This window comes from Ralstonia sp. R-29, from assembly GCF_049913345.1.
In the GTDB taxonomy this organism is placed as follows: domain Bacteria; phylum Pseudomonadota; class Gammaproteobacteria; order Burkholderiales; family Burkholderiaceae; genus Ralstonia.
On record NZ_CP184377.1, the window covers coordinates 982,204 to 1,008,163 of the forward strand.

Below are 25,960 nucleotides of genomic sequence, written 5' to 3' on the forward strand. Positions count from 1 at the left end.
TCTCGGCCCGATCAGTGGTGCGCGCGCCAGCGCAGGCGGTATTCGATGAGCGTGTCGCAGGCCAGCAGGAAGAACAGCAGCATCCCCTGGAACACCCCGGTAATGGCCGACGGCAGGCCCAAGCGCGATTGCGCCAGTTCACCGCCGATATAGAACAGCGACATCACGATTGCCCCGAGCACGGTGCCCACCGGATTCAGCCGCCCGACAAACGCCACCACGATGGCAGCAAAACCGTAGCCGGGAGAGATGGACGGCAGCAGTTGCCCGATCGGGCCTGTCACCTCGAAGGCACCGGCAATGCCGGCTAGCCCGCCCGAGATCAGCAGCGCCGTCCACAGCGCTTTACGCGACGAGAAGCCCGCGTAGCGCGCCGCCTGCGGTGCCAGCCCGCCCACCTGCAACCGGTAGCCCGCAAAGCTGCGGAACACGAACAGCGTCATTGCCGCCGTCATCACCAGCATGAACAGGAAGCCCACGTGCAGCCGCGTGCCGGCCATCAGCGTAGGCAACACGAAGGCGCTGTCGAACACCATCGACTGCGGGAAGTTCATGCCGTTCGGGTCCTTGAGCGGCCCATTGACCATGTACAGCAACAGCAACTGCGCGATGTACGTGAGCATGAGCGAGACCAGGATCTCGTTGGCATGAAAACGATCGCGCAGCAGGGCGGTGATTGCCGCCCATAGCGCACCGCCGATCAAGCCTGCGATGATGGCCAGCACCAGCGCAAAGCCGCCCGGAATGGCGGGTGTCGGCGTGTCGAAGTAAATGATCGTGGCCGCCGCAAAGATGCCGCCCACAATCAACTGCCCCTCCGCACCGATGTTCCACACGTTGGCGCGGTAGCACACCGACAGCCCCAGCGCGCACAGCACCAGTGGCACGGTCTTGAGCAGCACCTCGCCAATCGCACGTTTGCTGACCAGCGGTTCGATCAGGAACACGCGCAGGCCGGCCACCGGATCTTTGCCCAGCAGCGCGAACAGCAACAGGCCGAACACCATCGTCAGCACCAGCGCAATCAGCGGGGAGGCATAGGCCATCGTGCGCGACGGAATCGCGCGCAGCTCCAGCGAGACCGGCAGCGCCAGGCGGCTGCCATGCATGACTTCAGCCATGGGCCACCTCCGCGGATGCGGCTACCGAAGCCGGGGCCTTGTCCCACATGCCGCTCATCCACAGGCCGATCTGTTCGCGGTCGGTGGCGTGCGTGGGGGTGGAGGGGGAGAGGCGCCCGTTGGCGATCACGTGCAGGCGATCGCACAGCGCAAAGAGTTCGTCGAGTTCTTCCGACACGATCAGGATGGCGCAGCCCCCGGCCTTGAGCGCGAGGATTTCGTTGTGGATCTGTGCCGCCGCGCCCACGTCCACGCCCCAGGTGGGTTGCGCGACGATGAGCACGCGCGGCGCGCATTCGATTTCACGGCCGACGATGAATTTCTGCAGGTTGCCGCCCGACAGGCTCTTGGCCAACGCATCCGGGCCGCCGGCCTTCACGCCGAAGCGCTGGATGATCTTGGCCGCCAGCTTGGCGGCGGCGGTCTTGTCGATCAGCCCACCACGCACCTGCGGCGCACGCTGGTGCGTGAGCAGCGTATTGGCCGCCAGCGATAGCGACGGCACCGCGCCGCGCCCCAGGCGTTCTTCCGGCACGAACGACAGTCCGCGCTTGCGACGCGCACGTGGGTCCAGCTTGGCGACCGGCTCGTCGCCGATGCTGATGGTCTGGGCCGAGGCACGTGTGTCTTCGCCGGACAGCGCGGCCAGCAGCTCCTGCTGACCGTTGCCCGACACGCCCGCGATGCCGACGATCTCGCCGCTGCGCAATTGCAGGGCGATGTCGCGCAGCTCCGTCGCAAAGGCGTGCGCCTTGGGCAGCGACAGGCCGGCGACTTCCATGCGTACCTCGCCCGGCGTGGTCTGCGGGCGCAGTTCGCGCGGGGGCTCGCCGCCGATCATCATGCGCGAGAGCGAGGCCGCCGTTTCCTGGCGCGGGTCGCACACGCCCGTGACCTTACCCATGCGCATCACCGTGGCGGTGTGGCATAGGGCCTGAATCTCGTCGAGCTTGTGGCTGATGTAGAGGATGCTGGTGCCTTCGGCGGCCAACTGGCGCAGCGTCACGAAAAGTTTCTCGACGGCTTGTGGCGTCAGCACCGAGGTCGGCTCGTCGAGGATCAACAGGCGCGGCTTGGTGAGCAGTGCGCGGACGATTTCCACGCGCTGGCGCTCGCCCACGGACAGCGTATGCACATGGCGATGCGGCTCCAGCGGCAGGCCGTACTTGTCGCCGGTGGTGCGCACCTGTTCGGCTACGTCGCGCAAATCGGTGCCCGCAGGCAGGCCGAGCAGGATGTTCTCGGCCACCGTGAGCGTGTCGAACAGCGAGAAGTGCTGGAACACCATGGCGATGCCCAACGCGCGCGCCTGGTGCGGGTTGGCGATCTCGACGCGTTGGCCATCGAGCAGCATCTCGCCAGCGTCGGGCTGCACGGCGCCGAAGATGATCTTCATCAGCGTCGATTTGCCGGCGCCGTTTTCACCCAGCACGGCGTGGATCTCGCCCGGCGCGACGGTCAGGCTTACGCCATCGTTGGCGACCACGCTCGGGTAGCGCTTGGTCATGCCTGTCAATGACAGGCGCGGTGGAAGTTGTGTCACAACAGGTTGGCTCGTGGTTTCCTGCCGCTCACCGCGAGCCGCATGTGTCATGCGGGCTGCGGAGGCGGTCTCATTATTTGCGTTGACGACGCTTCTCAGATTGCCGGTCGTTACCCATGCGCGATGCAGATTCGCCGCGACGCATCGCAACAATCATCATGGTCTGGTGATGCTTGCCATCAACGGTAAAGTATATCGTTCGGCACCATGCCGGAACCCGATTTCGGCCCGTCGATGCTTGCCCCATACGAGGGGTGGCGGAGTGCAAATCCCGTGCCGGGCCAATTGGGCCGATTTGCCGTATCTAGCTTGTCATGCTGATGTATGCAGGTGGCACGGCGGGCCCCCGGCTGGGGCGCGCAGGCTGCGTTGCACTTGACCGGTGCGCAGGCGTGGCCTGTCGCTTTGCGCTACAGTCTGAGGTTTGCTCCGGCATGGGTTCACGCCTGCTGTCGCGTCTCGTTTTTTTCCCCTCATGACTGCTCCCACTCCCGCACGGTCCCGCATGCCGGGCCCGATTCCTGGCTGGCTTCTGCTGCTCGGCGCGCTCACGGCGATCGGCCCGCTGTCGGTCGACATGTATCTGCCGAGCCTGCCCACCATTGCGCGCGATCTGAACACGTCGTCGGCTGCGGCGGGGCTGACGCTCACGGTCTTTCTGATCAGCCTGGCGATCGGCCAACTGATCTACGGCCCGGCCAGTGACCGCTTTGGCCGCAAGCCGCCGCTCTATATCGGCCTGGGTTTGTATGTGGCGGCGTCCATCGGTTGCGCCTTTGCGAAGGACGCGACGATGCTGACGGTGCTCCGCGGCGTGCAGGGTTTTGGCGCCTGCGCAGGCATGGTGATCGCCCGTGCCGCCGTGCGTGACCGCATGGACCCGGCCGGCGCCGCGCAAGCCTATTCCACGTTGATGCTGGTGATGGGCGTGGCGCCCATCCTGGCGCCGATGATTGGCGGGGCGGTGCTGCAGGTGGCGTCATGGCGGGTCATCTTTGCGCTGCTGACGGCGTTTGGCGTGGTGTCGCTGGTGGCGGTGCACTATCTGATGCGCGAATCGCTGGCCCCAGAGAATGCGCGCCGGCTGGCCGTCGGCCACGTACTGCAGGACTACTGGGCGCTGCTGCGCGATCGCCATTACGCGGCCTATATGTGGTGCGGCGCGGTGTTCCTGTCGGGCATGTTTGCGTACATCACCGTGTCGTCGTTTGTGCTGATCGATGGCTATGGGCTGTCGCCGGGCCACTACGCCTGGGTGTTCGGCAGCAACGCAGCAGGGATGATCGCGGCCTCGCGCATCAATGTGCGACTGGTGCGCAAGTATTCGCCGGCGCGCGTGCTGCGGCGGGCGTTGTGGATTCCCGTGGTGACCAGCGTGCTGGCGACCGCGGCCGCGATGGCGGGTTGGATGCCGCTGCCGCTCGTCCTGGCGGCGTTGTTTTGCTACGTCGCTGCCATCGGCTGTATCTCGCCCAACACGGGCGCGCTGGCGATGGCCGGGCAGGGCGCCCGTGCCGGCACCGGCTCCGCACTGATGGGGGCCATGCAGTTTGGCTTGGGCATGGTCACCGGCACGGTGGTTGCCGCCATCGGCCAGACCGCTGCACCGTTGCTGGGCATGATGGCAGTCTGCTCCATCCTGGCCCTGTGGCTGGGTTTGCACGCCACGCGCCACGAAGGCCAACAGGCGGCCCGCTGACCGGCCGCACCGGCACAGCATCTTCGCTGTCGTCAGGGTTTCATATGGCGCGTGCATAACACGCTGCCCCTGCCCGGCGAGCACTTTCCTATCATGAGAACGGCGCCTGCCCGCACCACAAGCGGGCGGGATGCCCAATCCGCGAGCTAAGGGTTAGTTCTTATATAGAATTTATCAACGTTTTATTAACGTATCGCTTTCGTTTTCAATCGCGCTTCGTTTTCCGGATTGCCGGCAACCGAGAGCACACCAGACCCCGGGGGTTAAGTTGCAGTGCACGATTCATCGGCTGGGCGAACTGGCGCTGTTGTGCGAAGTGCCGCCGCCAGCGACCTTGAATTGCCAGCAGCGTATCTGGGCCATGGCATCGCGGGCGTCCCATTGGGCGGGCGTGATTGACGTGGTGCCAGGCATGAACAACCTGACGCTCGTGTTCGGGCCCCAGGCAGATGTGCGCGTGCTGGAAACGCGCCTGCGCGAAGCCTGGGAAGAAAGCGAAGCCCTGGTGGCCGACGGCAAGCTCGTCGACATTGAAGTCGCCTACGGCGGTGACGAAGGCCCCGACCTGCGCGAAGTCGCCAAGCACACCGGCCTGACTCCGGCCGAAGTGGTGCGCCGTCACACCGCGCCCGAATACATCGTCTATTTCCTGGGCTTCCAGCCGGGCTTTGCCTATATGGGCGGGCTCGACAAGTCGCTCGCCACGCCGCGCCGCGCGGAGCCGCGTATGGCCGTGCCGGCCGGTTCGGTGGGCATCGGCGGCGAGCAGACGGGCATCTACCCGGCTGCATCCCCCGGCGGCTGGCAACTCCTTGGCCGCACGGACGCGGCGCTCTTCATGCCGCAGCGTAATCCCCCCGCGCTGCTGGCACCCGGAGACCGTATCCGTTTTGTCGCCTCGAAGGTGCGCGCATGAGTGCCAAACCACAACCCATGATCGAGATCGTGCGGGCCGGCGTGCTGGCCTCCGTGCAAGACCTGGGCCGCACGGGCTATCGCCGCTTTGGCGTGTGCACGTCGGGCGCGCTGGATCCGCTGTCGCTATATGTCGGCAACCGCTTGGTCGGCAACCGCAGTGATGCGGCGGGCATCGAATTCACGCTCGGCAACGCCACACTGCGCTTCCACGCCAATGGTTTGATCGCGCTGACCGGTGCCGACTGCCGGGCCACGCTCGATGGCACCCCCGTCCATGCCTGGCGCGTCATCCCCGTGCAGCGCGGCCAGACGCTGACCTTGCGCGTGGCGCAGGGCGGTGTGCGTGCCTATCTGTGCGTGGCCGGTGGCATCGATGTGCCGGAGATGATGGGCTCGCGCAGCACCGACTTGAAGGCCGGCTTCGGCGGCTTCGAAGGGCGTCCGCTAAAGGACGGCGACAAGCTGGCTGTACTGGCCGCTGATACCACCTACGCGCCCGACATCAGCGGGGACGCCGTCGCCGTGAAGGCCGCGCGCTGGACGTTCGACCGTGCGCAGGATGACACGCCCGTCATTCGCGTACTGCCCGGCCCCGAGTACGACGACTTCCTCGCCGAGGCACAAGCCGCGTTCTGGGAATCCGACTGGACGCTCACCCCCAACAGCAACCGCATGGGCTTCCGCCTGCAAGGGCCGGAGCTCAAGCGTAAGAAGCAACGCAGCGGCGATCTGCTGTCGCACGGCGTGGTGCCGGGCGTGATCCAGGTACCGCCTTCGGGCCAGCCGATTGTGCTGATGGCCGACGCACAGACCACGGGCGGCTATCCGAAAATCGGCACCGTCATCCTGGCCGACCAGTGGCGCCTGGCGCAGATTCCGTTGGGCACCCGCGTGCGTTTCCAGCGCGTGACACTGGAAGAGGCCGAAGCCGCCCGTGCTGATGTGGCCCGTTATCTGCAGCAAATCGAAACCGCGCTGGATTGGCAGCGCCAGGGCATTCTCTCCACCGCGCGGCGCGCGGCCAAAACGAGACTGAACGCCTGACGTACCGGAAGACAATCATGACTGCAATTGATTTGAACGCCGATCTTGGCGAAGGCTGCGATACCGATGAAGCGCTGCTCGCGCTGGTGAGTTCAGCCAACATCGCGTGCGGTTGGCACGCCGGCGACGTCAACACGATGCGCCAGACCACCGCCTGGGCGCTACGCCAGGGCGTGTCGATCGGCGCGCATCCGAGCTTCCCCGATCGCGAAAACTTTGGCCGCACCGAGATGCACCTGCCTCCGGAAGAAATTTACGCGGGCGTGCTCTTCCAGATCGGCGGTCTATCGGCTATCGTGCGCGCCCAAGGCGGCAAGCTGGCCCACGTAAAAGCACATGGTGCGCTGTATAACCAAGCCTCGCGAGACCGGCCACTGGCCATGGCCATCGTGCGCGCTATTCGTGATTTCGATCCGTCGCTGGTGGTGTTTGGCTTGGCGGGCGGTGAGCTGGTGAAGGCCGCGCGTGAGTTGGGCCTGCACGCCAAGGAAGAGGTGTTCGCCGATCGCGGTTACAACGCGGACGGCTCACTCGTGAAGCGTGGCACGCCCGGCGCGCTGATCGACGATGAGAACGCGGCACTGGACCAGACGCTGACGATGGTGCGCGAACAGCGCGTGAAGGCCATTGATGGCACGTGGGTTCCGATCCGCGCGGAAACGGTTTGTCTGCACGGCGACGGCGCGCATGCGCTGGCGTTCGCGCGACGCATTCGGGAACGGTTGGGCAGCGAAGGCATCGCTGTCAGCGCCGGCGCCTGAGATACGGGCCCCGCAACTTCCATGCGGGGCTTTTTGATAGCAACTTGGGGGGAAGCACCACATGAGTACGGCAGTCAATCTATGGCCACTGATTGGGGTGGTCATCATCATCGTCGGGTTCGTCCTGCGATTCAATCCACTGCTGGTGGTGACCGTGGCCGGGCTGGCGACGGGGCTGTCCGTCGGCATGGACCTTGGCACGCTGTTGGAAACCTTCGGCGAGAAGTTCATCAACAGCCGGTCGCTGGCCGTGTACGTGCTGATTCTGCCGATCATCGGTCTGCTGGAAAGCTACGGCCTGAAAGAGCGTGCGCAGGACTGGATCTCCAGCATGGCGAGCGCCACCTCCGCCCGCATCCTGATGCTGTATTTCGTGGTGCGCCAAGCGCTGGGTGCACTCGGCCTGACCTATATCGGCGGTCACGCACAAACCGTGCGGCCATTGCTGGCGCCCATGGTGGAAGGCGCTGCAGCCGCACGCCACGGCGATCTGCCACAGCCGATCCGCGACAAACTGCGCGCGCACTGTGCGGCCTGCGACAACATCGCCATCTTCTTCAGTGAAGATATCTTTATCGCCTTCGGCGCCGTGCTGCTGATGGACGCCTTCCTCAAGGAAAACGGCATTGCTGGCGTAGAGCCCCTGCACCTCGGCCTGTGGGCGATCCCCACCGCCATTGCGGCGTTCCTCATCCACATGTTCCGCCTGGTACGGCTGGACGCCAGCATCCAGCGCGATGTCGAGGCCTGGAAACAAGCCAATCCCTCCAAGACGAATGAGGTGACAGCATGAGCACACTGCTGACCATTAATACCGTTTTCTATCTGATCGGCTTCATCGTGATGCTGCTGGTTGGCATGATGCTGCGCGACAAGGGCAACCCGAAACGCCTGACGACGGCATTGTTCTGGTTCCTGTTCGGCTTTGTCTTTCTGTTCAGCGACTTGATGGTTTCAACGCTCGGCAAGCCGATGGCGTATCGCATTGTCGGGGTGATCGTTCTGGCGATCTCGTTGATTGCCGGTGCGGGCTTGCTGTCGATCGGCACGTACAAACAGCGCACCGCTGAACAGCTCCACGCCTCGGCGAACAAGCTGCGCAACAAGCTGTTTGTGCCGGCGCTGCTGATCCCGCTCATCACGGTGCTCTGCACGCTGTTGCTCAAGGGTGTCTCCGTGGGTGGCATGTACATCCTGGATCAGAAGCAACTGACCTTGACCGCGCTCTGCGTGAGCTGTGTGTTTGCCATCCTGGTTGGCTGGGGGCTGACCGGTGGGTCGCCGTTGCACGCGGTGCGTGAGTCGCGGCGTTTGCTGGATTCGATCGGTTGGGCTGCAGTGCTGCCGCAAATGCTGGCGATGCTGGGTGGCGTGTTTGTGGCGGCCCAGACCGGCAAATCGGTGAAGGACATCGTGAGCCTGTTTGCCGATCCGAATAACCGCTTCCTGCTGGTGGTGATCTACTGCGTGGGCATGGCGCTGTTCACCATGATCATGGGCAATGCGTTTGCGGCATTCCCGGTGCTGACGGCCGGTATTGCGCTGCCGCTGCTGGTGGTTGGTCAGCACGCCGATCCTGCGCCGCTGGTGACCATCGGCATGTTGGCCGGCTATTGCGGGACATTGATGACCCCTATGGCCGCCAACTACAACATCGTGCCGGCCGCGTTGTTGGAGTTGAAGGACAAGTATCTCGTCATCAAGACGCAGATCCCGACCGCGCTGGTGCTGCTGAGCGCCAACATTCTGCTCATGTATTTCCTGGTTTTCCGCTAGAAAGACGCCATGCCATTCACCGTCGAACTCACCGTCAAGCAGGCTTCAGATCTGGCAGCACTGCCGCTGCGCTCGCTGTATCACGAGTATCCGAACCACATCATGCATCTGCTGAATGGGGCAGAGGATGTGCGCTCGCCGCGCGACATGCATCCGGTGTTCTACGGCTGCTACGACTGGCATTCGGCGGTGCATGGCTACTGGCTGCTGGCGCGCTGTGCAAGGCTGTATCCGTCTCTGCCGCAGCAGGATGCCATTACGACGCTGTTTGACGAGCACTTCACTGTCGAGAACATGCAGAAGGAGTGCGCGTATTTCCAGGCGCCGGGGCGCACATCGTTTGAGCGCCCATACGGCTTCGCCTGGGTCATGGCATTGGCGCAGGAGCTGGATATCTGGCAGCATCCCAAAGCCAAAACGTGGCTGGCCGCCATGGAGCCGCTGACGGCAGAAATCCGCAGCCGCATCCTCAGCTATTTCACCAAGCTGAGCTATCCGATCCGGGTCGGCACGCATTACAACAGCGCTTTCGCGTTGAAGCTGATTCTGGATTTCGCGCGCCATCGCAGCGATACGGAGTTGGAAGCACTGGTGGTTTCCGCCTCGCGCCGCTATTACGCGGAAGACACCAACTACCCGGCGAACTACGAACCGGGCGGCGACGAGTTCCTGTCAGCCGCGTTGACGGAAGCCTTGCTGATGTCGGATGTGCTGCCGGCCAGCGAGTTTGCTGGCTGGTTTGCTCAGTATCTGCCAGTGCCGGGCCATATCGATCGCCTTCTGGCACCCGCGCATGTCAGCGACCATAGTGACCCCAAGATCGCCCACCTGAACGGTTTGAACCTGAGCCGAGCCTGGTGCATGAAGCGGATTGCCGGGCGCCTTCCGGAAAGCGCGCCCGCCAAGGCTGTGCTGGATCAAGCCGCAAAGCTCCATATTGAGGCTGGGCTGCCGCATGTGATCAGTGGTGAATATGCCGGTGAGCATTGGCTGGCAACTTTCGCTATGTTGGCGCTGGAGCCGGTTCATTGACGTGGCACGCTCGTTGACCGCCTCCAGAGGGCAAGACGCACGCGAAATGTGCCGCTAACGGAGCGGCGGCCAATTTCAGCATCGTGCAAGGCGTTGCTGGATTGGCCCGATAAGCGCACCGAGATCAAAGCGCAACCCCCAACCCGCACTGCTGTTGCATGCAGCCAATATCGTGCGGCTGGACTTCCTGAGGCTGCAGTAATCGTGTCTAATGCGCGACGCGTGCAGCGCGCGCCACGCTGGTCAATCTGATGCCGGCGGGCGCCGCCCACGTGATCGCCACCCGGGCCCAAAGGGGTGTGCGGTCGTTGATCTCGCATCGCGCTCTTCTCCGGGGGGATTCAATGAGCAGCCAGATGACGGGCGGCCGTTCCATGTCGGGACGCCGCTTTTTTTGTGTTCTCGCAACCAGCGCATTGACGCTGTTTTCTGCCGCGCAAGCCGGCGCCGAAACGTTCCGCGTGGCCACGCCGTACCCGGCCGTCAACTTCCATACGCAAAACCTCCAGGCTTTCGCCGGTGCCGTCAACAGCGCCACCAATGGCGGACTCAAGCTTGAGGTGTATCCGAATGGCTCGCTGCTCAAGGCCGCGACCATCTTCGACGGCGTGAAGGACGGCAAGGCGGAAGCGGGCGAAGTGATGCTTTCCACGCTGGCGCAGCGCGACGCGCTATTCGGCGTGGATTCGATCCCGTTCGTGGTGTCGAGCTACAACGACGCGCACCTGCTGTGGGACGCCTCGCGCAGCAAGGTTGAGGCGCTGATGAAGGCCAACGGCCTGCGTCTGCTGTACGCCGTGCCCTGGCCGCCGCAGAACCTATATTCCGAAACGCCGATTGCGCGGTTGTCCGACCTGAAGGGACATCGTTTGCGTACCTACAACGCTGCGCAAAAGCGCATCGCCGAACTCTACGGCGCGCAGCCTGTGCAGGTGGAAGCACCTGACTTGAGCGCGGCGATCGGCGCGGGCCGCATCGACACAATGCTGACTTCGCCGTCCACCGGTCTGGAAACCAAGGCCGGCCAACGCATGACCTATTACTACAAGGTCAATGCGTGGATTCCGAAGAACGCCGTGTTCGTCAACGAAGCGCGCTTTGCCAAGCTGCCGCCGGCCGTGCAGCAGACGGTGCTCAAGCTCGCCAAGGATTACGAGGCGCGCGGTTGGGAGACCAGCCGCCAAACGTACGAGCACGACGAAGCCGAACTCGCCAAGACCGGCGTACGCGTGATCAATCCCGACGTGAACCTGCAGGGCGACATGCGCCGCCTGGGCGAACGCCTGACGCGCGAATGGCTGCACACCGCGGGCACGGAAGAAGTCGACATCCTGTTGAGCTTCGAGAACAAGCGCAGCAAGGCCAAGTAAGGCCCTTGCCGCGCCTGGGCATGATGTGCAGCGGGCATCTATCATCGTTGTTGATGGATGCAGCTGCAGGAGAACGTCATGCCTACCGTCCTCGTCACGGGGTTCGATCCATTCGAGAACGAACCCGTCAATCCGTCGTGGGAAGCCGTGCGCACCCTCGACGGTCAGGGGATCGCGGGTGCCGACATCATGGCGCGCCAGTTGCCGACTGTCTTTGGTGAATCCAACAAGGTGCTCGGCAAGCTGCTGCAGACGCTGCACCCCGATGTGGTGATCGCCGTGGGCCAAGCCGGTGGCCGCGCCGAGATGTCGATCGAGCGCATCGCCATCAACGTCGACGATGCGCGCATTGCCGACAACGCCGGCAAGCAGCCGATCGACGTCGCCATTGAGCACGATGGGCCGGCGGCGTACTTCTCCACGCTGCCGATCAAGGCCATCGTGCGCGACTTGCGCGCAGGCGGCATTCCGGCGGCGGTGTCGCAGACGGCAGGCACGTTCCTCTGCAACCACGTCTTCTATGGGCTGATGCACGCCATCGCCCGTCAAAAGCTGCCGACGCGCGGCGGGTTTCTCCACATCCCCTATCTGCCCTCGCAGGCGGCCAAGCACCCCGGCCAGCCCAGCATGGCGCACGACGTCCTGGTCGCTGGGCTGCGCATCGTCATTGAAACCACACTGCGAAACGCACAAGACATACGCGAAACGGGCGGCCAGTTGCATTAGCAACCGCCGCCCGTTTCGGGTGGTGAGGTACCGCCGGATCAGTCGGTCAGGCGGGTATGGCGTTGCAGCTCGATGCGCACCGGTTCGGTGGGCGCCACGCAGCCGGAGGCGATCGGGAAGGCTTCTGTCATGGCGCGGTAGCTTTCGATCGGTTTGTTCTCTTCATAGGTCGGAGTCGCCGGGCGTGCCGAGGTGACTGGTGCTGCGGTGTGGCGGCTGACCCGTGCAAGCGTACGCGGTTTGTCCACCTTTACCGACGGTTTTGCTGCGGCGGGCGCGGTGAGCGATACCACTGGGCTGTCGGCGGCTGCGGTTGCCGGCGGCGCCGCTGTCGCGGAAGCCGTCGCGCTGGCTTCAGTCCGCGTTGCTACATGTTCATTGCCGACCTCAGTTGGCGCTGCGTCCACGGCTGGCGTCGCCGACGGAACGACTGAGGCCGACGGTTGTGCGATGGCAGCGATGGGCGCCTGATCGAAATGAGGTAGAGGCTGCCGACGCTGCCCCGTATAGGACCCAACTAGGGCTGCGGCCACCGTGCACGTCACGCCGATGGCAATCACCGTCATGCGCCGACGCCAGGGTGCCGGCGCCAGTTGCACGCCTTCCGGATGCGTCCCAAGGGTCGGCTTTCCGGATATGCGAGCCTGGGCAGCCTTGATCGCGCGCACGGCATCGCGCGGCGTGCCAAACGGAGGCGGTACACGCACGAAGCCCGGTATACCCAGGTGTCCGTCGATGGTGAAGTTGAGGGAATCCAAATCCGTCTCCGCAGATGGCCGCAGATGGCGTTCGAGCCGTCTGCGGGAACAACTGAGATGCTAAGAGTCGGGTGGAAAGCGGTCGATCGGACTGGTCCTAAATCTATGGACAAGTGTGCCGATACGGGGTGACCAGGGCTTGCCGCGCGGCAGCAAGCCAGGGGGAGGGGGCACGTAAGAAGTTACGGCGTGGGCGACCAATGTGGGTCGTTGAGCTGTTTTTCCAGCAGGCGGATCTGCTGCTGCAGCGAATCGATCTGGGCCTTGTAGGCGCGGCGCTCGACGTCCAGCGCCTGGGTTTGCTGGCGCATGCTTTGCTGTTCTTCCAGCATCTTCTGGCGCTGCGCTTGCATGATGCGCACTTCCTGGCCGAGCGACGCGGCGCGCTGTTCGGCAGCCTGTGCTTCACGTTCAAGCTGGGCTTTCTGTCCGGCCGCCACGGCGCGGCGCAGATCGTCTTCGGCCCACGTACGGGTCTGGCGCACCAGCGTTTCATACGCGCCTTCCGCCGGTGCCACAGACGCAAACTTGTACACGCGCCACAATTCTTTGCGATATGACAGGGCGACGTAAGCGGTGGTGTCTTCGTTCACGAGCAGCAGGCTCGTGCCGTAATCGCCGTTGTATGTCGTGCGCAACTCCGTCAGGCGCTTTTGTGCCAGCAATTGCTGTAGCTCGGCCACGGTACCGCCCGACGCGGCTGTGGGGGCAGCGGGCGCTTGCGGCGCAGAGGTTTGAGCATGAGCCAACCCAGCAGCCGCAACAGAAGCCGCGGCGACGAGCGTGAGAACGGTTCGGCGGAAGACGAAGGACATTGCAGAAGTCAGAAATCGGAGCCGACGCGACTATATCAGCTTTGCCCCGCAGACTTGCCGGCCTCCGGGCTTGTGGTATCTGCGGAGGCCGCGCCTGATGCCTCACGACGGCCGAAGTAGCGCGCGGGCGATTCGCCAAAGTACTGGCGGAACATGGCGATGAAGTTGCTGGGCGACGCGTAGCCCAGTGCCTCTGCCACGTTGGCCACAGGCTCACCGGCGGCCAATCGCTCCAGCGCATGCACCAGCCGCGCCTGGCGTCGCCATTGTGCAAAGCCGATGCCCGTTTCAGCCAGGAACAGCCGGTTGATGGTGCGCGGCGATACGCCAGCCCACTCCGCCCAGGCTTCCAGTGTTCGCGTGTCGTCGGGCGCGCGGAAGATGCCTTGCGCGATGCGCACGAGACGTCGATCGGTGGGCAGCGGCAAGTGCAGCGGTTCGTGCGGCGCGTGGCGCAGTTCGTCGAGCAGGACGGCCGCCATGCGCGTGCGTTCCGGATTCAGGTGATCGCGTTCGGGCCACGTCACGGCGCGCTCCACGAGCGCGCGCATGACATCGCTGATGCCGACCACGCATGGGCGGTCGGGCAGCGCCATGCATTGCTCGGGCGCAACCAGCACAAACCAGCCGCTCATCACACCGCTGATCGCGGCGCGATGCACTTCGCCTGGTGGGATCCAGCCTGCCCGATGCGGCGGCATCAACCATGAACCGCGATGCGTGCGCACGTGCATCAGCCCGCTTTCCACGCAGAACAGTTGTCCGCGCACATGGCGATGCCAGCCGACCTCGCGGGTGCCCAGTTGCAGCTCGGCGTTGCTGTTGGCGCTGCCCCGTATGGCGATGACTTCCGGGCCGTCGGCGCGGTCGCTGTAGTCCTGCATGACGGCCTGTTGCTCCTCGGCGCGGATGGCGTGGGCATGCATGGTGGCGGGTTTTCAATAGTTTCTGTCGAAATGACGTTATCACGTCTTGTCGTGCACGCGCGATAGTGACCCCACGGCGCACAGGGCGCCGGTTGCCACTTCGTCATCCAAGGGGGAACGCCATGGCAGAAAGGTTGGATGGATTCCGCATCTACGATATTTCGGCGTGGCCGATCGTGATGCTGCGCAGCGGTGCGCGCGTGCCGGGGTACGCGCTGCAGTGGACGCAGGAGATGGATGCACTGCTCGCACGCAAGCAGCCGTTCGCGATGTTGCAGGGCGTGCAAGCCGAAGACGAGGCACCCGAAGACCGTCGTCTGCGCGCGATCTGGCTCAAGGGGAACAAGGCTGCGCTGGCTGAACATTGCAGGGCGCTGGTGCACGTCGAGCCGAATGCGGTGCGGCGCATGGCAATCCAAGCGGAGGTGGCCATCGCCGTGCGGGCGTTCAAGCTGCCGATGGAGATCGTGGCCAGCTTTGAGGAGGCACTCGCCGTCGCCCGGCGCGCACTCAATCATGCTGTTGCACAGGAGCACGCCGATGCATGAACCGCTACACGTCACCATCATTGGCGCGGGTCTGGGCGGTCTATGCCTGGGGCAGGGGCTGCGGCGACGCGGTATCGCTTTCAGTGTGTTCGAGCGCGACCAAGCCATGAGCAGCCGACCGCAGGGCTATCGCATCCGCATCGACGCCGATGGCCAAGACGCTCTCGAGGCCTGTCTACCTCCCGCCCGCTACACGTTGTTCCGAAAGTCCTGCGCGGTGCCGGCGCGCCGTGTGAACGTGTTCGATCCATACCTCCGCCCGACCGACGGTCGTTGGGTGGATGCATGGCGCGATGACGCCGACAGCAACGTCGACAAGGCTCCCGACCTCAACGCACACCGGCTGACATTGCGGGAAGTCCTGCTCGATGGCATCAGCGGGTCTGTGCACTTCGGCCGCGGACATATCCGCCATCAAACGCGCGCGGACGGCCGTATCGAGGTGATGTTGGACGATGGCTCGTCATGCGTGACCGACGTGCTGGTCGGTGCGGACGGCGTGCATTCGAGCGTGCGCGCGCAGCGGCTGCCGCACGCGGCACCGGTGCTGACCGATGCTTCGGTCATCTACGGCAAAACGTATCTGACGCCCGCGGCGCTCGCGCGTATCGACGATCGGTTGCCGGGCAACACCACCGTCGTCTTCGGCGATGGCGTGGCCGTCATCATCGATGCCATGCGTTTTGCGGTGTCTCCTGCGAGTCTGCGTGCGGGATTGAGCGATGTGGCGCCGTATCTGTACTGGGCCGTAATCGGCCAAAACGCGCGATTCGGCACAGAGGGCGCGGCCGATGCGCGACTCGCGTCATTGAGCGCCGGCTGGGCGCACGGATTGCGCGCGCTGTTCGCCCACGGCGACACGGCCTCGACTGTCATGCTGCCGGTGCGCACAGCGCTGCCCGTTGCGCCCTGGTCAAGCAGCCGGGTGACGTTTCTCGGCGATGCCGTCCATGCGATGAGCCCGGCGGGTGGCCTCGGCGCGAATACGGCGCTGGTCGATGCGGCCAAGCTGGCGGCGGCGCTCGGTGAGGTGCAGCAGGGGCGGGTGGGGTTGGACGAGGCGATTGCCCGGTATGAGGTGGTGCTACGGGAGACGGCCGCGCATGCCATCGATGCATCCCGCAAGGGGGCGGATGTGTTGCTTGGGGCGTTGGTTTGATGCGGGGGGAGGGCGGGAAAAGACTGGCGGAAGCGGTGAGATTCGAACTCACGGATGGGTCACCCCATCGGCAGTTTTCAAGACTGCTGCCTTAAACCACTCGGCCACGCTTCCGTGTACTGCAAGACTGCTGGGCTGCTCGTTGCGAGCAAGACCGCTATTGTAACGGCACCCGGTGCAACTTGGCACCGGGTAACCGTCAGTTTTCGTCGTCGGCCAAGAACAATTCCTGCAGGTCGTTCAGGAATCGCTGCCCCAGCTCGGTGGGGCGGATCGCGATGTGGTCACGTGTGAGCAAGCCGCGTTGCTCGGCGGCGTTGAGTTCGCGCTCGATCGTGCGTAGCGGCAGGCCGGTGCGTTCCTGGAATAGCGTGACCGGGAAGCCGTCCGTCAGCCGCAGCGCGTTGAGCATGAATTCGAACGGCAGATCGGCGGCATCGACCTCGCGCTGCTCCTGCACGACCGCTGCGCCACCTGCGCTTTCGGCCTGGCGCAGATACGTGTCCGGATGCTTGTGCCGCATCTCGCGGATGACCCGGTGCGGAAAGCTCAGCTTGCCGTGCGCGCCGGGCCCGATGCCAAGGTAATCGCCGAACTGCCAGTAGTTCAGGTTGTGCTTGCAGCGCTTGCCCGCCTTGGCATAGGCCGAGACTTCGTAGTGCTCGTAGCCGGCTGCGGCCAGGCGCGCGTGGATCCAGTCCTGCATCGCAAACGCCGTGTCGTCATCCGGCAGCGCGGGCGGGTACTTGGCGAAGTACGTGTTCGGCTCGAGCGTCAGGTGGTACAGCGACACGTGGTTGGTATCGAACGACAGCGCGGCTTCCACGTCGGCCTCGCATTCCGCGGGTGTCTGGCCGGGCAGGGCGAACATCAGGTCGAGGTTGATGTTGTCGAAGTGCGTGCGTGCGATGTCGATGGCGGCACGCGCTTCGGCCGCACTGTGGATGCGCCCCAGCGCTTGCAAGTGCGCATCGTTAAAGCTTTGAATGCCGATCGACAGGCGGTTCACCCCGCTGGCGCGGTAGCTGCGAAAGCGCTCGGCTTCGAACGTGCCTGGGTTCGCTTCCATCGTGATTTCGGCATCGGCATCGACGGGCAGCAGCATGCGGATATCCGACAACAGCCGGTCTAGCCCTTGCGCAGACAACAAACTCGGTGTGCCGCCACCGATGAAGATCGTATGTACGTGCCTGCCCCATACCATCGGCAGCGCGGCTTCCAAGTCTTGCCGAACGGCCGCGAGAAAGCGCTCTTCCGGAATGCCCTGTTCTGGTTCCGCGTGCGAGTTGAAATCGCAATACGGGCACTTGCGCACGCACCACGGCACATGCACGTACAGCGACAACGGCGGCGAGGCCGGCAGGCTGATCTTGCCCGGCTGCAGGAAGACGGAGGTGACCTTGTCACCGGTCTCGGCGGTGGGCGTCTTGGCGGCGCCGGCAGGGTAAATCGGAATCATCGAAAGGTCAGGCGTTTTCAAACAGGCGCAGCCGCTCAACCAATTGTGCGAGCGCTTGTGCGCGGTGACTCACGCTGTTTTTCTCGGCCTTGGACAGCTCGGCGGCGGTCTTGCCGAGATTGGGCAGCAGGAAATACGGGTCGTAGCCGAAACCGCCGTCGCCGCGCGGTGTGTCGATCACCTGGCCGAACCAGTTGCCTTCGGCGATGATCGGTTGCGGATCGTCGGCGTGGCGGACGTACACCAGCACGCAAACATAGTGCGCGCCGCGGTCCGCCTTGCCGGCCAACTCCCGCACGAGACGGGCGTTGTTGGCGGCGTCCGATTTTTCTTCGCCAATCAGTTGCGCGTAGCGGGCCGAGTACACACCCGGTGCGCCGTCCAGCGCATGCACGCAGATACCGGAATCGTCCGCCAAGGCGGGTAGGCCAGAGGCGCGGCTCGCGTGGCGGGCCTTGGTGAGCGCGTTTTCAACGAAGGTCGCGTACGGCTCTTCGGCTTCCGGAATACCGAGCGCACCTTGCGGCGTCACATCGAACCCGAGCGACGCCAGCAGCGCATTGAACTCCGTCAGCTTGCCGGCATTGTTGGAGGCCAGAACAATCTTGCGCATTACAGCCCCAGCGCTTGCTTCTGCAGGCCGATCAACTCGCGGATGCCCTGGTCGGCCAGGCCGAGCAGCGCGTCCATTTCAGCGCGCGTGAAGGGCGTGCCTTCTGCGGTGCCTTGCACTTCCACAAAGCCGCCACTGCCGGTCATGACGACGTTCATGTCGGTATCGCAGGCGGAGTCTTCCGGGTAGTCCAGATCGAGCACAGGCACGCCATCGACGACGCCCACCGAGACGGCAGCCACAAAATCGCGAATCGGCTTGGCGTCTACGGCCAGCAGCCCCTTTTCGCGCATGACGGTGATGGCGTCATGGGCCGCGACGAATGCGCCTGTGATGCTGGCCGTGCGTGTGCCGCCATCGGCCTGGAGCACGTCGCAATCCAGATGGATGGTGTATTCGCCCAGCGCCGCCAGATCGAACACCGAGCGCATCGCCCGGCCGATCAGGCGTTGGATTTCCTGCGTGCGGCCAGTCTGCTTGCCCCGTGCGGCTTCGCGGTCGGAGCGCGTGTGCGTGGAGCGCGGCAGCATGCCGTATTCGGCCGTCACCCAGCCTTCGCCGCTGCCCTTCTTGTGCGGCGGTACCTTGGGCAGGACGCTTGCCGTGCAGAGCACTTGCGTGTCGCCAAAGCACACCAGCACGGAGCCTTCCGCATGGCGCGTGAAGTGGCGGGTGAGGGTGACAGGACGGAGTTGGTCGGGCTGACGGCCGCTAGGACGCATGTGGGGCTCGCTTGAGAAAACGGATAACCCGACATGATACCGGCCCGCGCTGCCAGCGTGATGCGGGCAGGGCGGGCCGGTGGTGAGGGACAGCGCGACGACGCTCAGCGCGTCAGATTGCTGGTCTTGTCGATGGCGGCGCGGATTTCCGCGATGGACCGCTCGATTTCCTCTTCGGACATCAGCCCCGATTCGCTTTGCGGTGCGTCCAGGATCGACGTGGTGAACGCGTTCAGCGGCAGGGTATCGGTCTGCACCGAATCCTGCGTGGTGGTCACCGCGTCCAGCTCCCACATCATGGCGATGGCAGTGGTGTTGTCCGCCGTGTCACCCGCATTGCGCAGGGCGCGGGCGATCAACTCGGGAATGGCCTGCGTGACCGAAAAGCTGGTGCAGGTGTCGACCAGTTCGTCTTCCTGCACGCTGCCCCACAGGCCATCGGAGCACAGCATGGCCACGTCGCCCGGCTCCAGGTCGACCGGCCCGCCGATGTCGATCAGCGGCAGGTTGGGCGAGCCCAGGCAGTTGTAGATCTTGTTGCGCTCGGCGTGGTTAGCCACCTGCATCGGCAGCACGCGGTTCTGTTGCAGCAGGTTTTCGATCTTGGAGTGATCGCGCGTGCGCGTCACCAGTTCGCCCTTGCGCATCAAATACATGCGCGAATCGCCCGCGTGGGCCCAGTGCAGCGAGCCACGTTGCGCCAGTGCGCAGACGATCGTGGTGCGCGGTGCATCCGGCAGGCCGTTGGTCTCGGCATAGCGGTGGATGTCGCGGTGCGCGAGCATGATGCTCTCGTGCAGGAAATCACGCGGATTGCGAATCGACGGACGCGCGTGGCGCTGGAACTGGCGCGCCATGGTCTGCAGCGCCTGCTGCGCCGCGACTTCACCCAGCGAGTGGCCCCCCAGGCCGTCGCACAGCACCATCAACATGGCGTCGCGCGTGAAGCAGTACCCCATGCGGTCCTGGTTGACGCGTCGCGCGCCTTTTTTGCTTTCTTGATAAACCGAGAAGCGCATTGCGAAAGAGAATTCGGGAATGGAAAACGGTGTGGCCGCTGGTCCCGTTACCGCGTGCCCACCGCTTGGGAATCATACTCCCCGGCCCGGATGTCAGTTGTCCCGGCGGCGCAACAGGCGACTCATGAAACGCGTCGTCAACGCCTCTTTTTCTTCGGGCACTGGGCCGCCTTGTGTAACGGCGGTCAGCGCCTGCATTTCTGTCAGCGCATTGCTTTCTTCGCGCAGCACCTTTTGCAGGCGGAACACGCTCTGCGGGCGCTCTTCTGGCTTCATCTTCAGGCACCAGCCAACCATGTCGATCAGGCTGCCGGTGTAGGCCTTGCGCAGGCGCTCCAGGCTTTCTTCCAGCTTGTCTTCCTTCTCGCGCTGGGTGGCCTCTTGCGGCGGGGTGCCGGCCATGCAGGCATAGATCGTGGCGCCGATGCTGTAGATGTCCGTCCACGGGCCCAGTTCGTTGTGCTTGCGATACAACTCCGGCGCGGCAAAGCCCGGCGTGTACATCGGCTGGAAGCGCGAGGCCTCGGCGGTGAGCGTCTGCCGTGCGGCGCCAAAGTCGAGCAGGATCGGCGAATGGTCTTCGCGCAGGTAGATGTTGCCCGGCTTGATGTCGAGGTGCAGCAGCTTGTGGATGTGGACTTCGCGCAGGCCGCTCATCAGGTCGTGGAAGACCTGGCGGATAAAGCGCTCGCGCAGCATCTTGAGCTTGCCCTGCTGGCGCGCGTTGAGGATGTGCTCCTGCAGCGTTTTGCCCTGCTCATACGTCATCACCATATAGACGGTGCCGTTTTCCCGGAAGAAATTGAGCACGCGCACGATGGCAGGGTGGGAAATCTTGGCCAGCGATCGGCCTTCTTCGAAGAAGTATTTGAGCCCCAGGCGGAATGCGCTCGCGCTTTCTTCAGGGACGACCGGAATCAACTCGCCTGGCGCGCGACGGGCCAGCGAAGACGGCAGATATTCTTTCACGGCCACCGGCGTCCCATGTTCATCGGTGGCGAGATAGACGAAGCTGAACCCCCCGCTGGCCAACTTCTTTACAATACGGTAATTGGACAGCAGGGTGCCGACCGGTAATGGGGCGCTGCGTGGCTGTCCTGAGCCTTTTGACTCTGTCATGGGTTTGTGTGGCGAAATAGCAGTCGGATTCTCCCTGACCAGTCCACACGTTGTAAACCGAAAAAAGGTGGGGGATTCCCCGCCAATTCCGGGCGTTAAAACCGACGCCGGATTCCCTGATTCGACCAAAACACACCACGTCCATGATCCACAGCATGACCGGCTACGGCGTTGCCACACGCCAGGCAGCCTTTACCGACGCCCACGGCGCCCCCAGCGGAAACGTCGCCACCGTGTCGGTCGAATTCCGCACCGTCAATTCGCGTTTCCTGGATTTGCTGTTCCGCGCGCCGGAAGAATGCCGCGCTTTCGAGCCGGCCCTGCGCGAGATGCTGATGGGCGCACTGTCGCGCGGCAAGCTGGAGTGCCGGATCAACCTGCAACGCCAGGAAGCCGCCAGCGACGTTGCGGCGCTCAATGTCGGCGTGTTGCAACAGTTGGCCAAGCTGGAGCAGGAAGTGACGCGCCATCTGCCGGCTTCGGGCTCCCTGCGCATGGGTGAAATTCTGCGCTGGCCCGGCGTACTGGCGGAGCCCCAGCTCACGCAAGATGCCCTGCGAGACGCTGTGGTCGACGCCGCCAAAGAGGCGCTCAAGCAACTTCTGGAGTCGCGCCGCCGCGAAGGCGATGCGCTCAAGGCCATGCTGCTTGACCGCGTGGACGCCATGCTCGCCATCGTCGAGCAGCTCACGCCGATGGTGCCGGCGCTGATCCAGCAGCACCAAGACAAGCTGACCGAGCGCCTGCGTGAGGCGTTTGGCTTGGCCGCACCGGAAGGCACGCCGGCACTGACGCGCGACGAACTGTCCGAACGCATCCGCCAGGAAGCGACGGTGTACGGCATCCGCATCGACATCGCCGAAGAACTCTCGCGCCTGCAAGCGCACCTGCGCGAGACGCGCCACATCCTGGAAAAGGGCGGCCAGATCGGCAAGCGCCTGGACTTCATGATGCAGGAGCTGAACCGCGAGGCGAACACGCTGGGCTCCAAGGCCGCCGCCAAGGAATTGGCCGATGCGTCGATGGAACTCAAGCTGCTCATCGAGCAGATGCGCGAGCAAGTCCAGAATCTCGAATAACTCCCTAGAACGACAACATGCCAACCTCTCAAGCGCACTCCGCGGTCGATACGCCCATCGAGAATCATTTCCCTGGCAGCCTGTTCATGGTCGTGGCACCGTCTGGTGCCGGCAAATCGACGCTGGTGAATGCGCTGCTCGCGCAGGATTCGACGATCCGGCTGTCGGTGTCGGCCACCACGCGCAAGCCGCGCCCCGGCGAGCAGCACGGCCGCGAATACAACTTCATGACCGTCGATGAGTTCAAGGCCTGCCGTGACCGCGGCGAGTTTCTTGAATGGGCCGAAGTGCACGGCAACTACTACGCCACCTCGCGCGTGTGGATTGAAGAGCAGATGCGCGCCGGCACCGACGTGCTGCTGGAAATTGACTGGCAGGGCGCGCAGCAGGTGCACCAGCGCTTTGCCAACGCGGTCGAGATTTTCATCCTGCCGCCGTCGCTCCCCGCCCTCGAAGAGCGCCTGAAGAAGCGCGGCCAGGACGAGCCCAACGTGATCGTGCGTCGCCTGCTGGCGGCTGGCTCCGAGATGGCGCACGCGCCCGAAGCCGACTACGTCATCATCAACGAAGACTTCAACACTGCGCTGGCGGAACTACGCACGGTTGTGCAGGCTACGCGACTACGCTTCGGTGCCCAGAAAGCGCGCCACGGCGAGCTTTTCGTCGAGTTGGGCATTCACTGAACAGGTGCAGTGCAATCGTGTTTTTCAGCGCGATTGCAAAAGTGTGGTAGCGCCCGCGCCGATGTGCTTTGAGGGCCGAGTGCTGCGCTGCTGCTAAAATATCGACATCAACAAGATTTGCCACCAGGTGGAGTTTTCATGGCGCGTATTACCGTCGAAGATTGCTTGAAACAGATTCCGAATCGCTTCGAATTGGCGCTGGCCGCAACGTACCGCGCGCGTCAGTTGGTGCAGGGCCACACGCCCAAGGTCGATGCCAAGGACAAGCCGACCGTGACCGCATTGCGCGAGATCGCATCCGGCCAAGTCGGTATCGAAATGCTCAAGAAGGTTCCGTCCTGAGCAGAGTGCATTGACTGGCGTGGTACGCTGCCCTGGCGACTGATCGCGGCCATCGCTCGCGATTGCACGAGACCCCGGCATGCCTACCTCGCCCGCTTCTTCTTCGCCCAGGACACAGCACTCCGCCGCACACGACCATAACGTGCCGCCGGTGGAGTCGCCTGCGGGGTCGTCTGATCCTGCACTGGGCGAGGGCGGTTCCTCCACGCCGCAGCCTGTTTCCCCCACCGCTTCCATCGTTTCCATGCCGACATCCGCTTCTGGCCCTGCGTCGCCACGTACTGGTGCGCCGAATTTGCCCGATCCGCGCGGTGCCGATCTGGTTGGGGAGCGGGCTGCGCTGCCGCCCAAGTCGCCAAAGGGCGCAGCCGCTGATGTCGCAGCCCCGGCAGCCAGACCCGAGGCGGCCGACACGCTGTTCATCGACGCGGTGCTGGAGCAGACCTACCGGCATCTGTTTGGGCCGACTTCGCAGCCGGCCACGCCGCCGCGCCAGCAGGTCGTTTCCATTTCGGGGCTGACCGAGAGGCTGTCATACCTGAAGCCGGCTGACCTGAAGCTGGTGAAAGAGGCGTTCCACTTTTCCGACGAGGCGCACCTCGGCCAGTATCGCCAGAGCGGCGAGCCGTACATCACGCACCCCGTGGCCGTGGCAGAGATCTGCGCGGGCTGGAAGCTGGATGTGCAATCGATCATGGCGGCGCTGCTGCATGACGTGATCGAAGACCAGGGTGTGACCAAGAGCGAGTTGGCTGAGAAATTCGGCCCCAAGGTCGCTGAGCTGGTTGACGGTCTGACCAAGCTGGACAAGCTCGAATTCCAGAGCCGCGAGCAGGCGCAGGCGGAGAGCTTCCGCAAGATGCTGCTCGCGATGGCGCGCGATGTGCGCGTGATTCTCGTCAAGCTGGCCGATCGCACGCACAACATGCGCACGCTCGACCATGTGCCGCCCGAAAAGCGTCGCCGCATTGCCGGCGAGACGATGGAGATTTACGCGCCGATCGCGCACCGTCTTGGCCTCAACACGACGTACCGCGAGCTGCAGGAGTTGAGTTTCCGCATTGGCTCGCCGTTCCGGTATGCCACGCTTGAGAAAGCTGTGAAAGCCGCGCGCGGCAATCGGCGTGAAGTCGTGAGCCGGATTCTGGAGACCGCGCAACGCGCACTGACGGACGCCGGCATTCCCGCCGAAATGACGGGGCGAGAAAAGACGCTCTACAGCATCTACCGCAAGATGCACGATAAGCAGTTGTCGTTCTCGCAGGTGCTGGATGTGTATGGCTTTCGCGTGGTGGTCGACACGCAGATGCAGTGCTACATGACGGTGGGTGCGCTGCACAGCCTGTACAAGCCGATGCCCGGCAAGTTCAAGGACTACATCGCCATCCCGAAGATCAACGGTTATCAATCGCTGCACACGACGCTGGTGGGGCCGTTCGGCACGCCGGTGGAGTTCCAGATTCGCACGCGCGAGATGAACCAGATTGCCGAGGCGGGCGTGGCTGCGCACTGGATGTACAAGCAGCATCAGGACGAGCCGGATCGCGCCCAGCAACAGGCGCATCAGTGGCTGCAGTCGCTGCTCGACATCCAAAGCCAGACGGGCGATTCGCAGGAGTTTCTGGAGCACGTCAAGATCGACTTGTTCCCCGATGCGGTCTACGTGTTCACGCCGAAGGGCGAGATCCGCGCGTTGCCGCGTGGCGCCACGGCGCTGGATTTTGCGTACGCGGTGCACAGTGATCTGGGCAATCAGTGCGTGGCGGTGAAGATCAACAACGAGCTGCTGCCGCTGCGCACGGAGTTGAAGAACGGCGACATCGTCGAAGTGGTGACGGCGCCGTACTCCAAGCCGAACCCTGCGTGGCTCACGTTTGTGCGCACCGGCAAGGCGCGCGCGGCGATCCGCCATTTCCTCAAGACGGCCAAGCTCGACGAGGCCATCCAGCTTGGCGAGCGCTTGCTGGAGCAGGCGCTGCGTCAGCTCGGTATTGACATGAAGGCGGTGTCCGCACAGGTGTGGGAGCGCATTGTGCAGTGGACGGGCAACAAGGCGCGGGAAGATGTCTTCGCAGACTTGGCGCTCGGCCGCCGTGTGGCCGCTGTGGTCGCGCGCCGCATCGAGATCATCCTGCAAGAGGGCGCGCACGAAGGTGATGAAGCCCTCATGGCGGCCATGCATACCTTCACGGGTGAAGAGGCGCCTGCCGTTACCGTGAGCGGCGACGAGGGTATGGCGATGATGTTCTCGCCGTGTTGCCGCCCGATTCCGGGTGATCCGATCGTCGGCTATATCGGCAAGGGCGAGGGGTTGCAGATTCACGTGCAGGAGTGCCGTGTCGCCAAGCGCTTGCACGGCAAGGACCCAGAGCACTGGATCGATGTGATGTGGGCCGAGCACACGACACGCGCATTCGACGTGTCGATCAAGGTGCTGGTGCGCAATACCAAGGGCATTCTCGCGCGCGTGGCGGCGGACCTGACTTCGGCCGATGCCAACGTGGCACACGTGTCGATGGAGCAGGAGGGCGCCCAGGAGGCAACGTACATGACGTTCCTGATCCAAGTGCATGACCGCGCGCACTTAGCTGACGTGATGCGCGCGCTGCGTCGCAACCCGGATGTGATTCGCATCGCTCGGGATCGCGGCGGCGAGTGACGCGCGGCGACCAACAAAAAAGGCGAGGCCATTGGGCTTCGCCTTTTTTGTTTGCGCCAATGCGCGCAA

Annotated in this window: 25 protein-coding genes and 1 tRNA gene; 15 read left to right on the forward strand and 11 right to left on the reverse strand. The window is 64.1% G+C overall.

Features of this window, described 5'->3' with window-relative positions:
- Positions 1-11 precede the first annotated feature (11 nt).
- Both ACN9M1_RS04610 and ACN9M1_RS04615 read right to left on the reverse strand, forming a co-directional pair.
- On the reverse strand, positions 12-1,121 hold the full coding sequence (locus ACN9M1_RS04610) for an ABC transporter permease (RefSeq protein ID WP_426397790.1): 1,110 nt from the start codon (positions 1,119-1,121) through the stop codon (positions 12-14).
- Positions 1,114-2,628: an ABC transporter ATP-binding protein gene (locus ACN9M1_RS04615; RefSeq protein WP_426398798.1), complete on the reverse strand. Its 1,515-nt coding sequence runs from the start codon at positions 2,626-2,628 to the stop codon at positions 1,114-1,116. Before ACN9M1_RS04615 ends, ACN9M1_RS04610 begins: the two co-directional genes overlap by 8 nt.
- Positions 2,629-3,139: 511 nt before the next feature.
- Between ACN9M1_RS04615 and ACN9M1_RS04620 the strand changes: the two genes are divergently transcribed.
- The 9 genes from ACN9M1_RS04620 (at position 3,140) to pcp (ending at position 11,990) form a co-directional block, all read left to right on the forward strand.
- Complete coding sequence (locus tag ACN9M1_RS04620) at positions 3,140-4,363, forward strand: multidrug effflux MFS transporter (RefSeq protein ID WP_426397791.1); 1,224 nt, start codon at positions 3,140-3,142, stop codon at positions 4,361-4,363.
- A 268-nt stretch (positions 4,364-4,631) separates the two neighbouring features.
- Positions 4,632-5,279, forward strand: coding sequence for a 5-oxoprolinase subunit PxpB (gene pxpB / locus ACN9M1_RS04625; RefSeq protein WP_426397793.1), 648 nt, complete (start codon positions 4,632-4,634; stop codon positions 5,277-5,279).
- Positions 5,276-6,325, forward strand: a complete 1,050-nt coding sequence (locus tag ACN9M1_RS04630) for a biotin-dependent carboxyltransferase family protein (RefSeq protein WP_426397795.1) — start codon at positions 5,276-5,278, stop codon at positions 6,323-6,325. Before pxpB ends, ACN9M1_RS04630 begins: the two co-directional genes overlap by 4 nt.
- Positions 6,326-6,342: 17 nt before the next feature.
- Complete coding sequence (gene pxpA / locus ACN9M1_RS04635; protein WP_426397797.1) at positions 6,343-7,086, forward strand: 5-oxoprolinase subunit PxpA; 744 nt, start codon at positions 6,343-6,345, stop codon at positions 7,084-7,086.
- A gap of 61 nt (positions 7,087-7,147) precedes the next feature.
- On the forward strand, positions 7,148-7,879 hold the full coding sequence (locus ACN9M1_RS04640) for a DUF969 domain-containing protein (RefSeq protein ID WP_426397799.1): 732 nt from the start codon (positions 7,148-7,150) through the stop codon (positions 7,877-7,879).
- The gene (locus ACN9M1_RS04645) at positions 7,876-8,862 is read left to right on the forward strand and encodes a DUF979 domain-containing protein (protein WP_426397801.1); all 987 of its coding nucleotides are present in this window, start codon (positions 7,876-7,878) and stop codon (positions 8,860-8,862) included. The genes ACN9M1_RS04640 and ACN9M1_RS04645 overlap by 4 nt, the downstream gene beginning before the upstream one ends.
- A gap of 9 nt (positions 8,863-8,871) precedes the next feature.
- Positions 8,872-9,894 carry a DUF2891 domain-containing protein gene (locus tag ACN9M1_RS04650; RefSeq protein ID WP_426397802.1) on the forward strand — a complete coding sequence of 341 codons (1,023 nt, stop codon included), beginning with the start codon at positions 8,872-8,874 and terminating at the stop codon, positions 9,892-9,894.
- Between the two features lie 344 nt (positions 9,895-10,238).
- Entirely contained in the window at positions 10,239-11,264 is a 1,026-nt protein-coding gene (locus ACN9M1_RS04655) for a TRAP transporter substrate-binding protein (RefSeq protein ID WP_426397804.1), read from the forward strand.
- 78 nt (positions 11,265-11,342) lie between these two features.
- A complete protein-coding gene (pcp, locus tag ACN9M1_RS04660; RefSeq protein ID WP_426397805.1) occupies positions 11,343-11,990 on the forward strand; it encodes a pyroglutamyl-peptidase I in 648 nt (215 codons plus the stop codon).
- Positions 11,991-12,028: 38 nt separating this feature from the next.
- Here the strand turns inward: pcp and ACN9M1_RS04665 are convergent, their stop codons facing one another.
- The 3 genes from ACN9M1_RS04665 to ACN9M1_RS04675 form a co-directional block, all read right to left on the reverse strand.
- Entirely contained in the window at positions 12,029-12,748 is a 720-nt protein-coding gene (locus ACN9M1_RS04665) for a hypothetical protein (protein WP_426397807.1), read from the reverse strand.
- A gap of 182 nt (positions 12,749-12,930) precedes the next feature.
- Positions 12,931-13,563, reverse strand: a complete 633-nt coding sequence (locus ACN9M1_RS04670) for a DUF2968 domain-containing protein (protein WP_426397809.1) — start codon at positions 13,561-13,563, stop codon at positions 12,931-12,933.
- A gap of 35 nt (positions 13,564-13,598) precedes the next feature.
- Positions 13,599-14,489, reverse strand: coding sequence for an AraC family transcriptional regulator (locus ACN9M1_RS04675; RefSeq protein ID WP_426397811.1), 891 nt, complete (start codon positions 14,487-14,489; stop codon positions 13,599-13,601).
- 122 nt (positions 14,490-14,611) lie between these two features.
- On the opposite strand from ACN9M1_RS04675, the gene ACN9M1_RS04680 reads away from it, so the two are divergent.
- Entirely contained in the window at positions 14,612-15,037 is a 426-nt protein-coding gene (locus ACN9M1_RS04680) for a hypothetical protein (RefSeq protein WP_426397813.1), read from the forward strand.
- Positions 15,030-16,196, forward strand: a complete 1,167-nt coding sequence (locus ACN9M1_RS04685) for an FAD-dependent oxidoreductase (RefSeq protein ID WP_426397814.1) — start codon at positions 15,030-15,032, stop codon at positions 16,194-16,196. The genes ACN9M1_RS04680 and ACN9M1_RS04685 overlap by 8 nt, the downstream gene beginning before the upstream one ends.
- Before the next feature lie 24 nt (positions 16,197-16,220).
- On the opposite strand, the gene ACN9M1_RS04690 is transcribed toward ACN9M1_RS04685, so the two are convergent.
- From ACN9M1_RS04690 to ACN9M1_RS04715, 6 genes are all read right to left on the reverse strand, one after another.
- Positions 16,221-16,310: transfer RNA gene (locus ACN9M1_RS04690), tRNA-Ser, on the reverse strand.
- Positions 16,311-16,395: 85 nt separating this feature from the next.
- Positions 16,396-17,655: a radical SAM family heme chaperone HemW gene (gene hemW, locus ACN9M1_RS04695; protein ID WP_426397816.1), complete on the reverse strand. Its 1,260-nt coding sequence runs from the start codon at positions 17,653-17,655 to the stop codon at positions 16,396-16,398.
- 7 nt (positions 17,656-17,662) lie between these two features.
- Positions 17,663-18,268: an RdgB/HAM1 family non-canonical purine NTP pyrophosphatase gene (gene rdgB / locus ACN9M1_RS04700; protein WP_426397818.1), complete on the reverse strand. Its 606-nt coding sequence runs from the start codon at positions 18,266-18,268 to the stop codon at positions 17,663-17,665.
- The gene (rph, locus tag ACN9M1_RS04705; RefSeq protein ID WP_426397820.1) at positions 18,268-18,990 is read right to left on the reverse strand and encodes a ribonuclease PH; all 723 of its coding nucleotides are present in this window, start codon (positions 18,988-18,990) and stop codon (positions 18,268-18,270) included. The genes rdgB and rph overlap by 1 nt, the downstream gene beginning before the upstream one ends.
- A gap of 104 nt (positions 18,991-19,094) precedes the next feature.
- Positions 19,095-20,009 carry a PP2C family protein-serine/threonine phosphatase gene (locus tag ACN9M1_RS04710; protein ID WP_426397822.1) on the reverse strand — a complete coding sequence of 305 codons (915 nt, stop codon included), beginning with the start codon at positions 20,007-20,009 and terminating at the stop codon, positions 19,095-19,097.
- 93 nt (positions 20,010-20,102) lie between these two features.
- Positions 20,103-21,128 carry a serine/threonine protein kinase gene (locus tag ACN9M1_RS04715; RefSeq protein WP_426397824.1) on the reverse strand — a complete coding sequence of 342 codons (1,026 nt, stop codon included), beginning with the start codon at positions 21,126-21,128 and terminating at the stop codon, positions 20,103-20,105.
- 143 nt (positions 21,129-21,271) lie between these two features.
- Between ACN9M1_RS04715 and ACN9M1_RS04720 the strand changes: the two genes are divergently transcribed.
- The 4 genes from ACN9M1_RS04720 (at position 21,272) to ACN9M1_RS04735 (ending at position 25,891) form a co-directional block, all read left to right on the forward strand.
- Entirely contained in the window at positions 21,272-22,207 is a 936-nt protein-coding gene (locus tag ACN9M1_RS04720) for a YicC/YloC family endoribonuclease (protein ID WP_426397826.1), read from the forward strand.
- A gap of 17 nt (positions 22,208-22,224) precedes the next feature.
- The gene (gmk, locus tag ACN9M1_RS04725; protein WP_426397828.1) at positions 22,225-22,890 is read left to right on the forward strand and encodes a guanylate kinase; all 666 of its coding nucleotides are present in this window, start codon (positions 22,225-22,227) and stop codon (positions 22,888-22,890) included.
- Positions 22,891-23,028: 138 nt separating this feature from the next.
- Positions 23,029-23,232, forward strand: coding sequence for a DNA-directed RNA polymerase subunit omega (gene rpoZ / locus ACN9M1_RS04730; RefSeq protein ID WP_004630929.1), 204 nt, complete (start codon positions 23,029-23,031; stop codon positions 23,230-23,232).
- Positions 23,233-23,476: 244 nt separating this feature from the next.
- Positions 23,477-25,891: a RelA/SpoT family protein gene (locus tag ACN9M1_RS04735; RefSeq protein WP_426398799.1), complete on the forward strand. Its 2,415-nt coding sequence runs from the start codon at positions 23,477-23,479 to the stop codon at positions 25,889-25,891.
- Positions 25,892-25,960: the final 69 nt, after the last annotated feature.

Bases quoted from the DNA above. Each gene is read 5' to 3' on its own strand.
- ACN9M1_RS04610 (WP_426397790.1), bottom strand. From the start codon at position 1,121: ATGGCTGAAGTCATGCATGGCAGCCGCCTGGCGCTGCCGGTCTCGCTG.
- ACN9M1_RS04615 (WP_426398798.1), bottom strand. From the start codon at position 2,628: ATGACCAAGCGCTACCCGAGCGTGGTCGCCAACGATGGCGTAAGCCTG.
- ACN9M1_RS04620 (WP_426397791.1), top strand. From the start codon at position 3,140: ATGACTGCTCCCACTCCCGCACGGTCCCGCATGCCGGGCCCGATTCCT.
- ACN9M1_RS04630 (WP_426397795.1), top strand. From the start codon at position 5,276: ATGAGTGCCAAACCACAACCCATGATCGAGATCGTGCGGGCCGGCGTG.
- pxpA (WP_426397797.1), top strand. From the start codon at position 6,343: ATGACTGCAATTGATTTGAACGCCGATCTTGGCGAAGGCTGCGATACC.
- ACN9M1_RS04640 (WP_426397799.1), top strand. From the start codon at position 7,148: ATGAGTACGGCAGTCAATCTATGGCCACTGATTGGGGTGGTCATCATC.
- ACN9M1_RS04645 (WP_426397801.1), top strand. From the start codon at position 7,876: ATGAGCACACTGCTGACCATTAATACCGTTTTCTATCTGATCGGCTTC.
- ACN9M1_RS04650 (WP_426397802.1), top strand. From the start codon at position 8,872: ATGCCATTCACCGTCGAACTCACCGTCAAGCAGGCTTCAGATCTGGCA.
- ACN9M1_RS04655 (WP_426397804.1), top strand. From the start codon at position 10,239: ATGAGCAGCCAGATGACGGGCGGCCGTTCCATGTCGGGACGCCGCTTT.
- pcp (WP_426397805.1), top strand. From the start codon at position 11,343: ATGCCTACCGTCCTCGTCACGGGGTTCGATCCATTCGAGAACGAACCC.
- ACN9M1_RS04670 (WP_426397809.1), bottom strand. From the start codon at position 13,563: ATGTCCTTCGTCTTCCGCCGAACCGTTCTCACGCTCGTCGCCGCGGCT.
- ACN9M1_RS04675 (WP_426397811.1), bottom strand. From the start codon at position 14,489: ATGCATGCCCACGCCATCCGCGCCGAGGAGCAACAGGCCGTCATGCAG.
- ACN9M1_RS04680 (WP_426397813.1), top strand. From the start codon at position 14,612: ATGGCAGAAAGGTTGGATGGATTCCGCATCTACGATATTTCGGCGTGG.
- ACN9M1_RS04685 (WP_426397814.1), top strand. From the start codon at position 15,030: ATGCATGAACCGCTACACGTCACCATCATTGGCGCGGGTCTGGGCGGT.
- hemW (WP_426397816.1), bottom strand. From the start codon at position 17,655: ATGATTCCGATTTACCCTGCCGGCGCCGCCAAGACGCCCACCGCCGAG.
- rdgB (WP_426397818.1), bottom strand. From the start codon at position 18,268: ATGCGCAAGATTGTTCTGGCCTCCAACAATGCCGGCAAGCTGACGGAG.
- rph (WP_426397820.1), bottom strand. From the start codon at position 18,990: ATGCGTCCTAGCGGCCGTCAGCCCGACCAACTCCGTCCTGTCACCCTC.
- ACN9M1_RS04710 (WP_426397822.1), bottom strand. From the start codon at position 20,009: ATGCGCTTCTCGGTTTATCAAGAAAGCAAAAAAGGCGCGCGACGCGTC.
- ACN9M1_RS04715 (WP_426397824.1), bottom strand. From the start codon at position 21,128: ATGACAGAGTCAAAAGGCTCAGGACAGCCACGCAGCGCCCCATTACCG.
- ACN9M1_RS04720 (WP_426397826.1), top strand. From the start codon at position 21,272: ATGATCCACAGCATGACCGGCTACGGCGTTGCCACACGCCAGGCAGCC.
- gmk (WP_426397828.1), top strand. From the start codon at position 22,225: ATGCCAACCTCTCAAGCGCACTCCGCGGTCGATACGCCCATCGAGAAT.
- rpoZ (WP_004630929.1), top strand. From the start codon at position 23,029: ATGGCGCGTATTACCGTCGAAGATTGCTTGAAACAGATTCCGAATCGC.
- ACN9M1_RS04735 (WP_426398799.1), top strand. From the start codon at position 23,477: ATGCCGACATCCGCTTCTGGCCCTGCGTCGCCACGTACTGGTGCGCCG.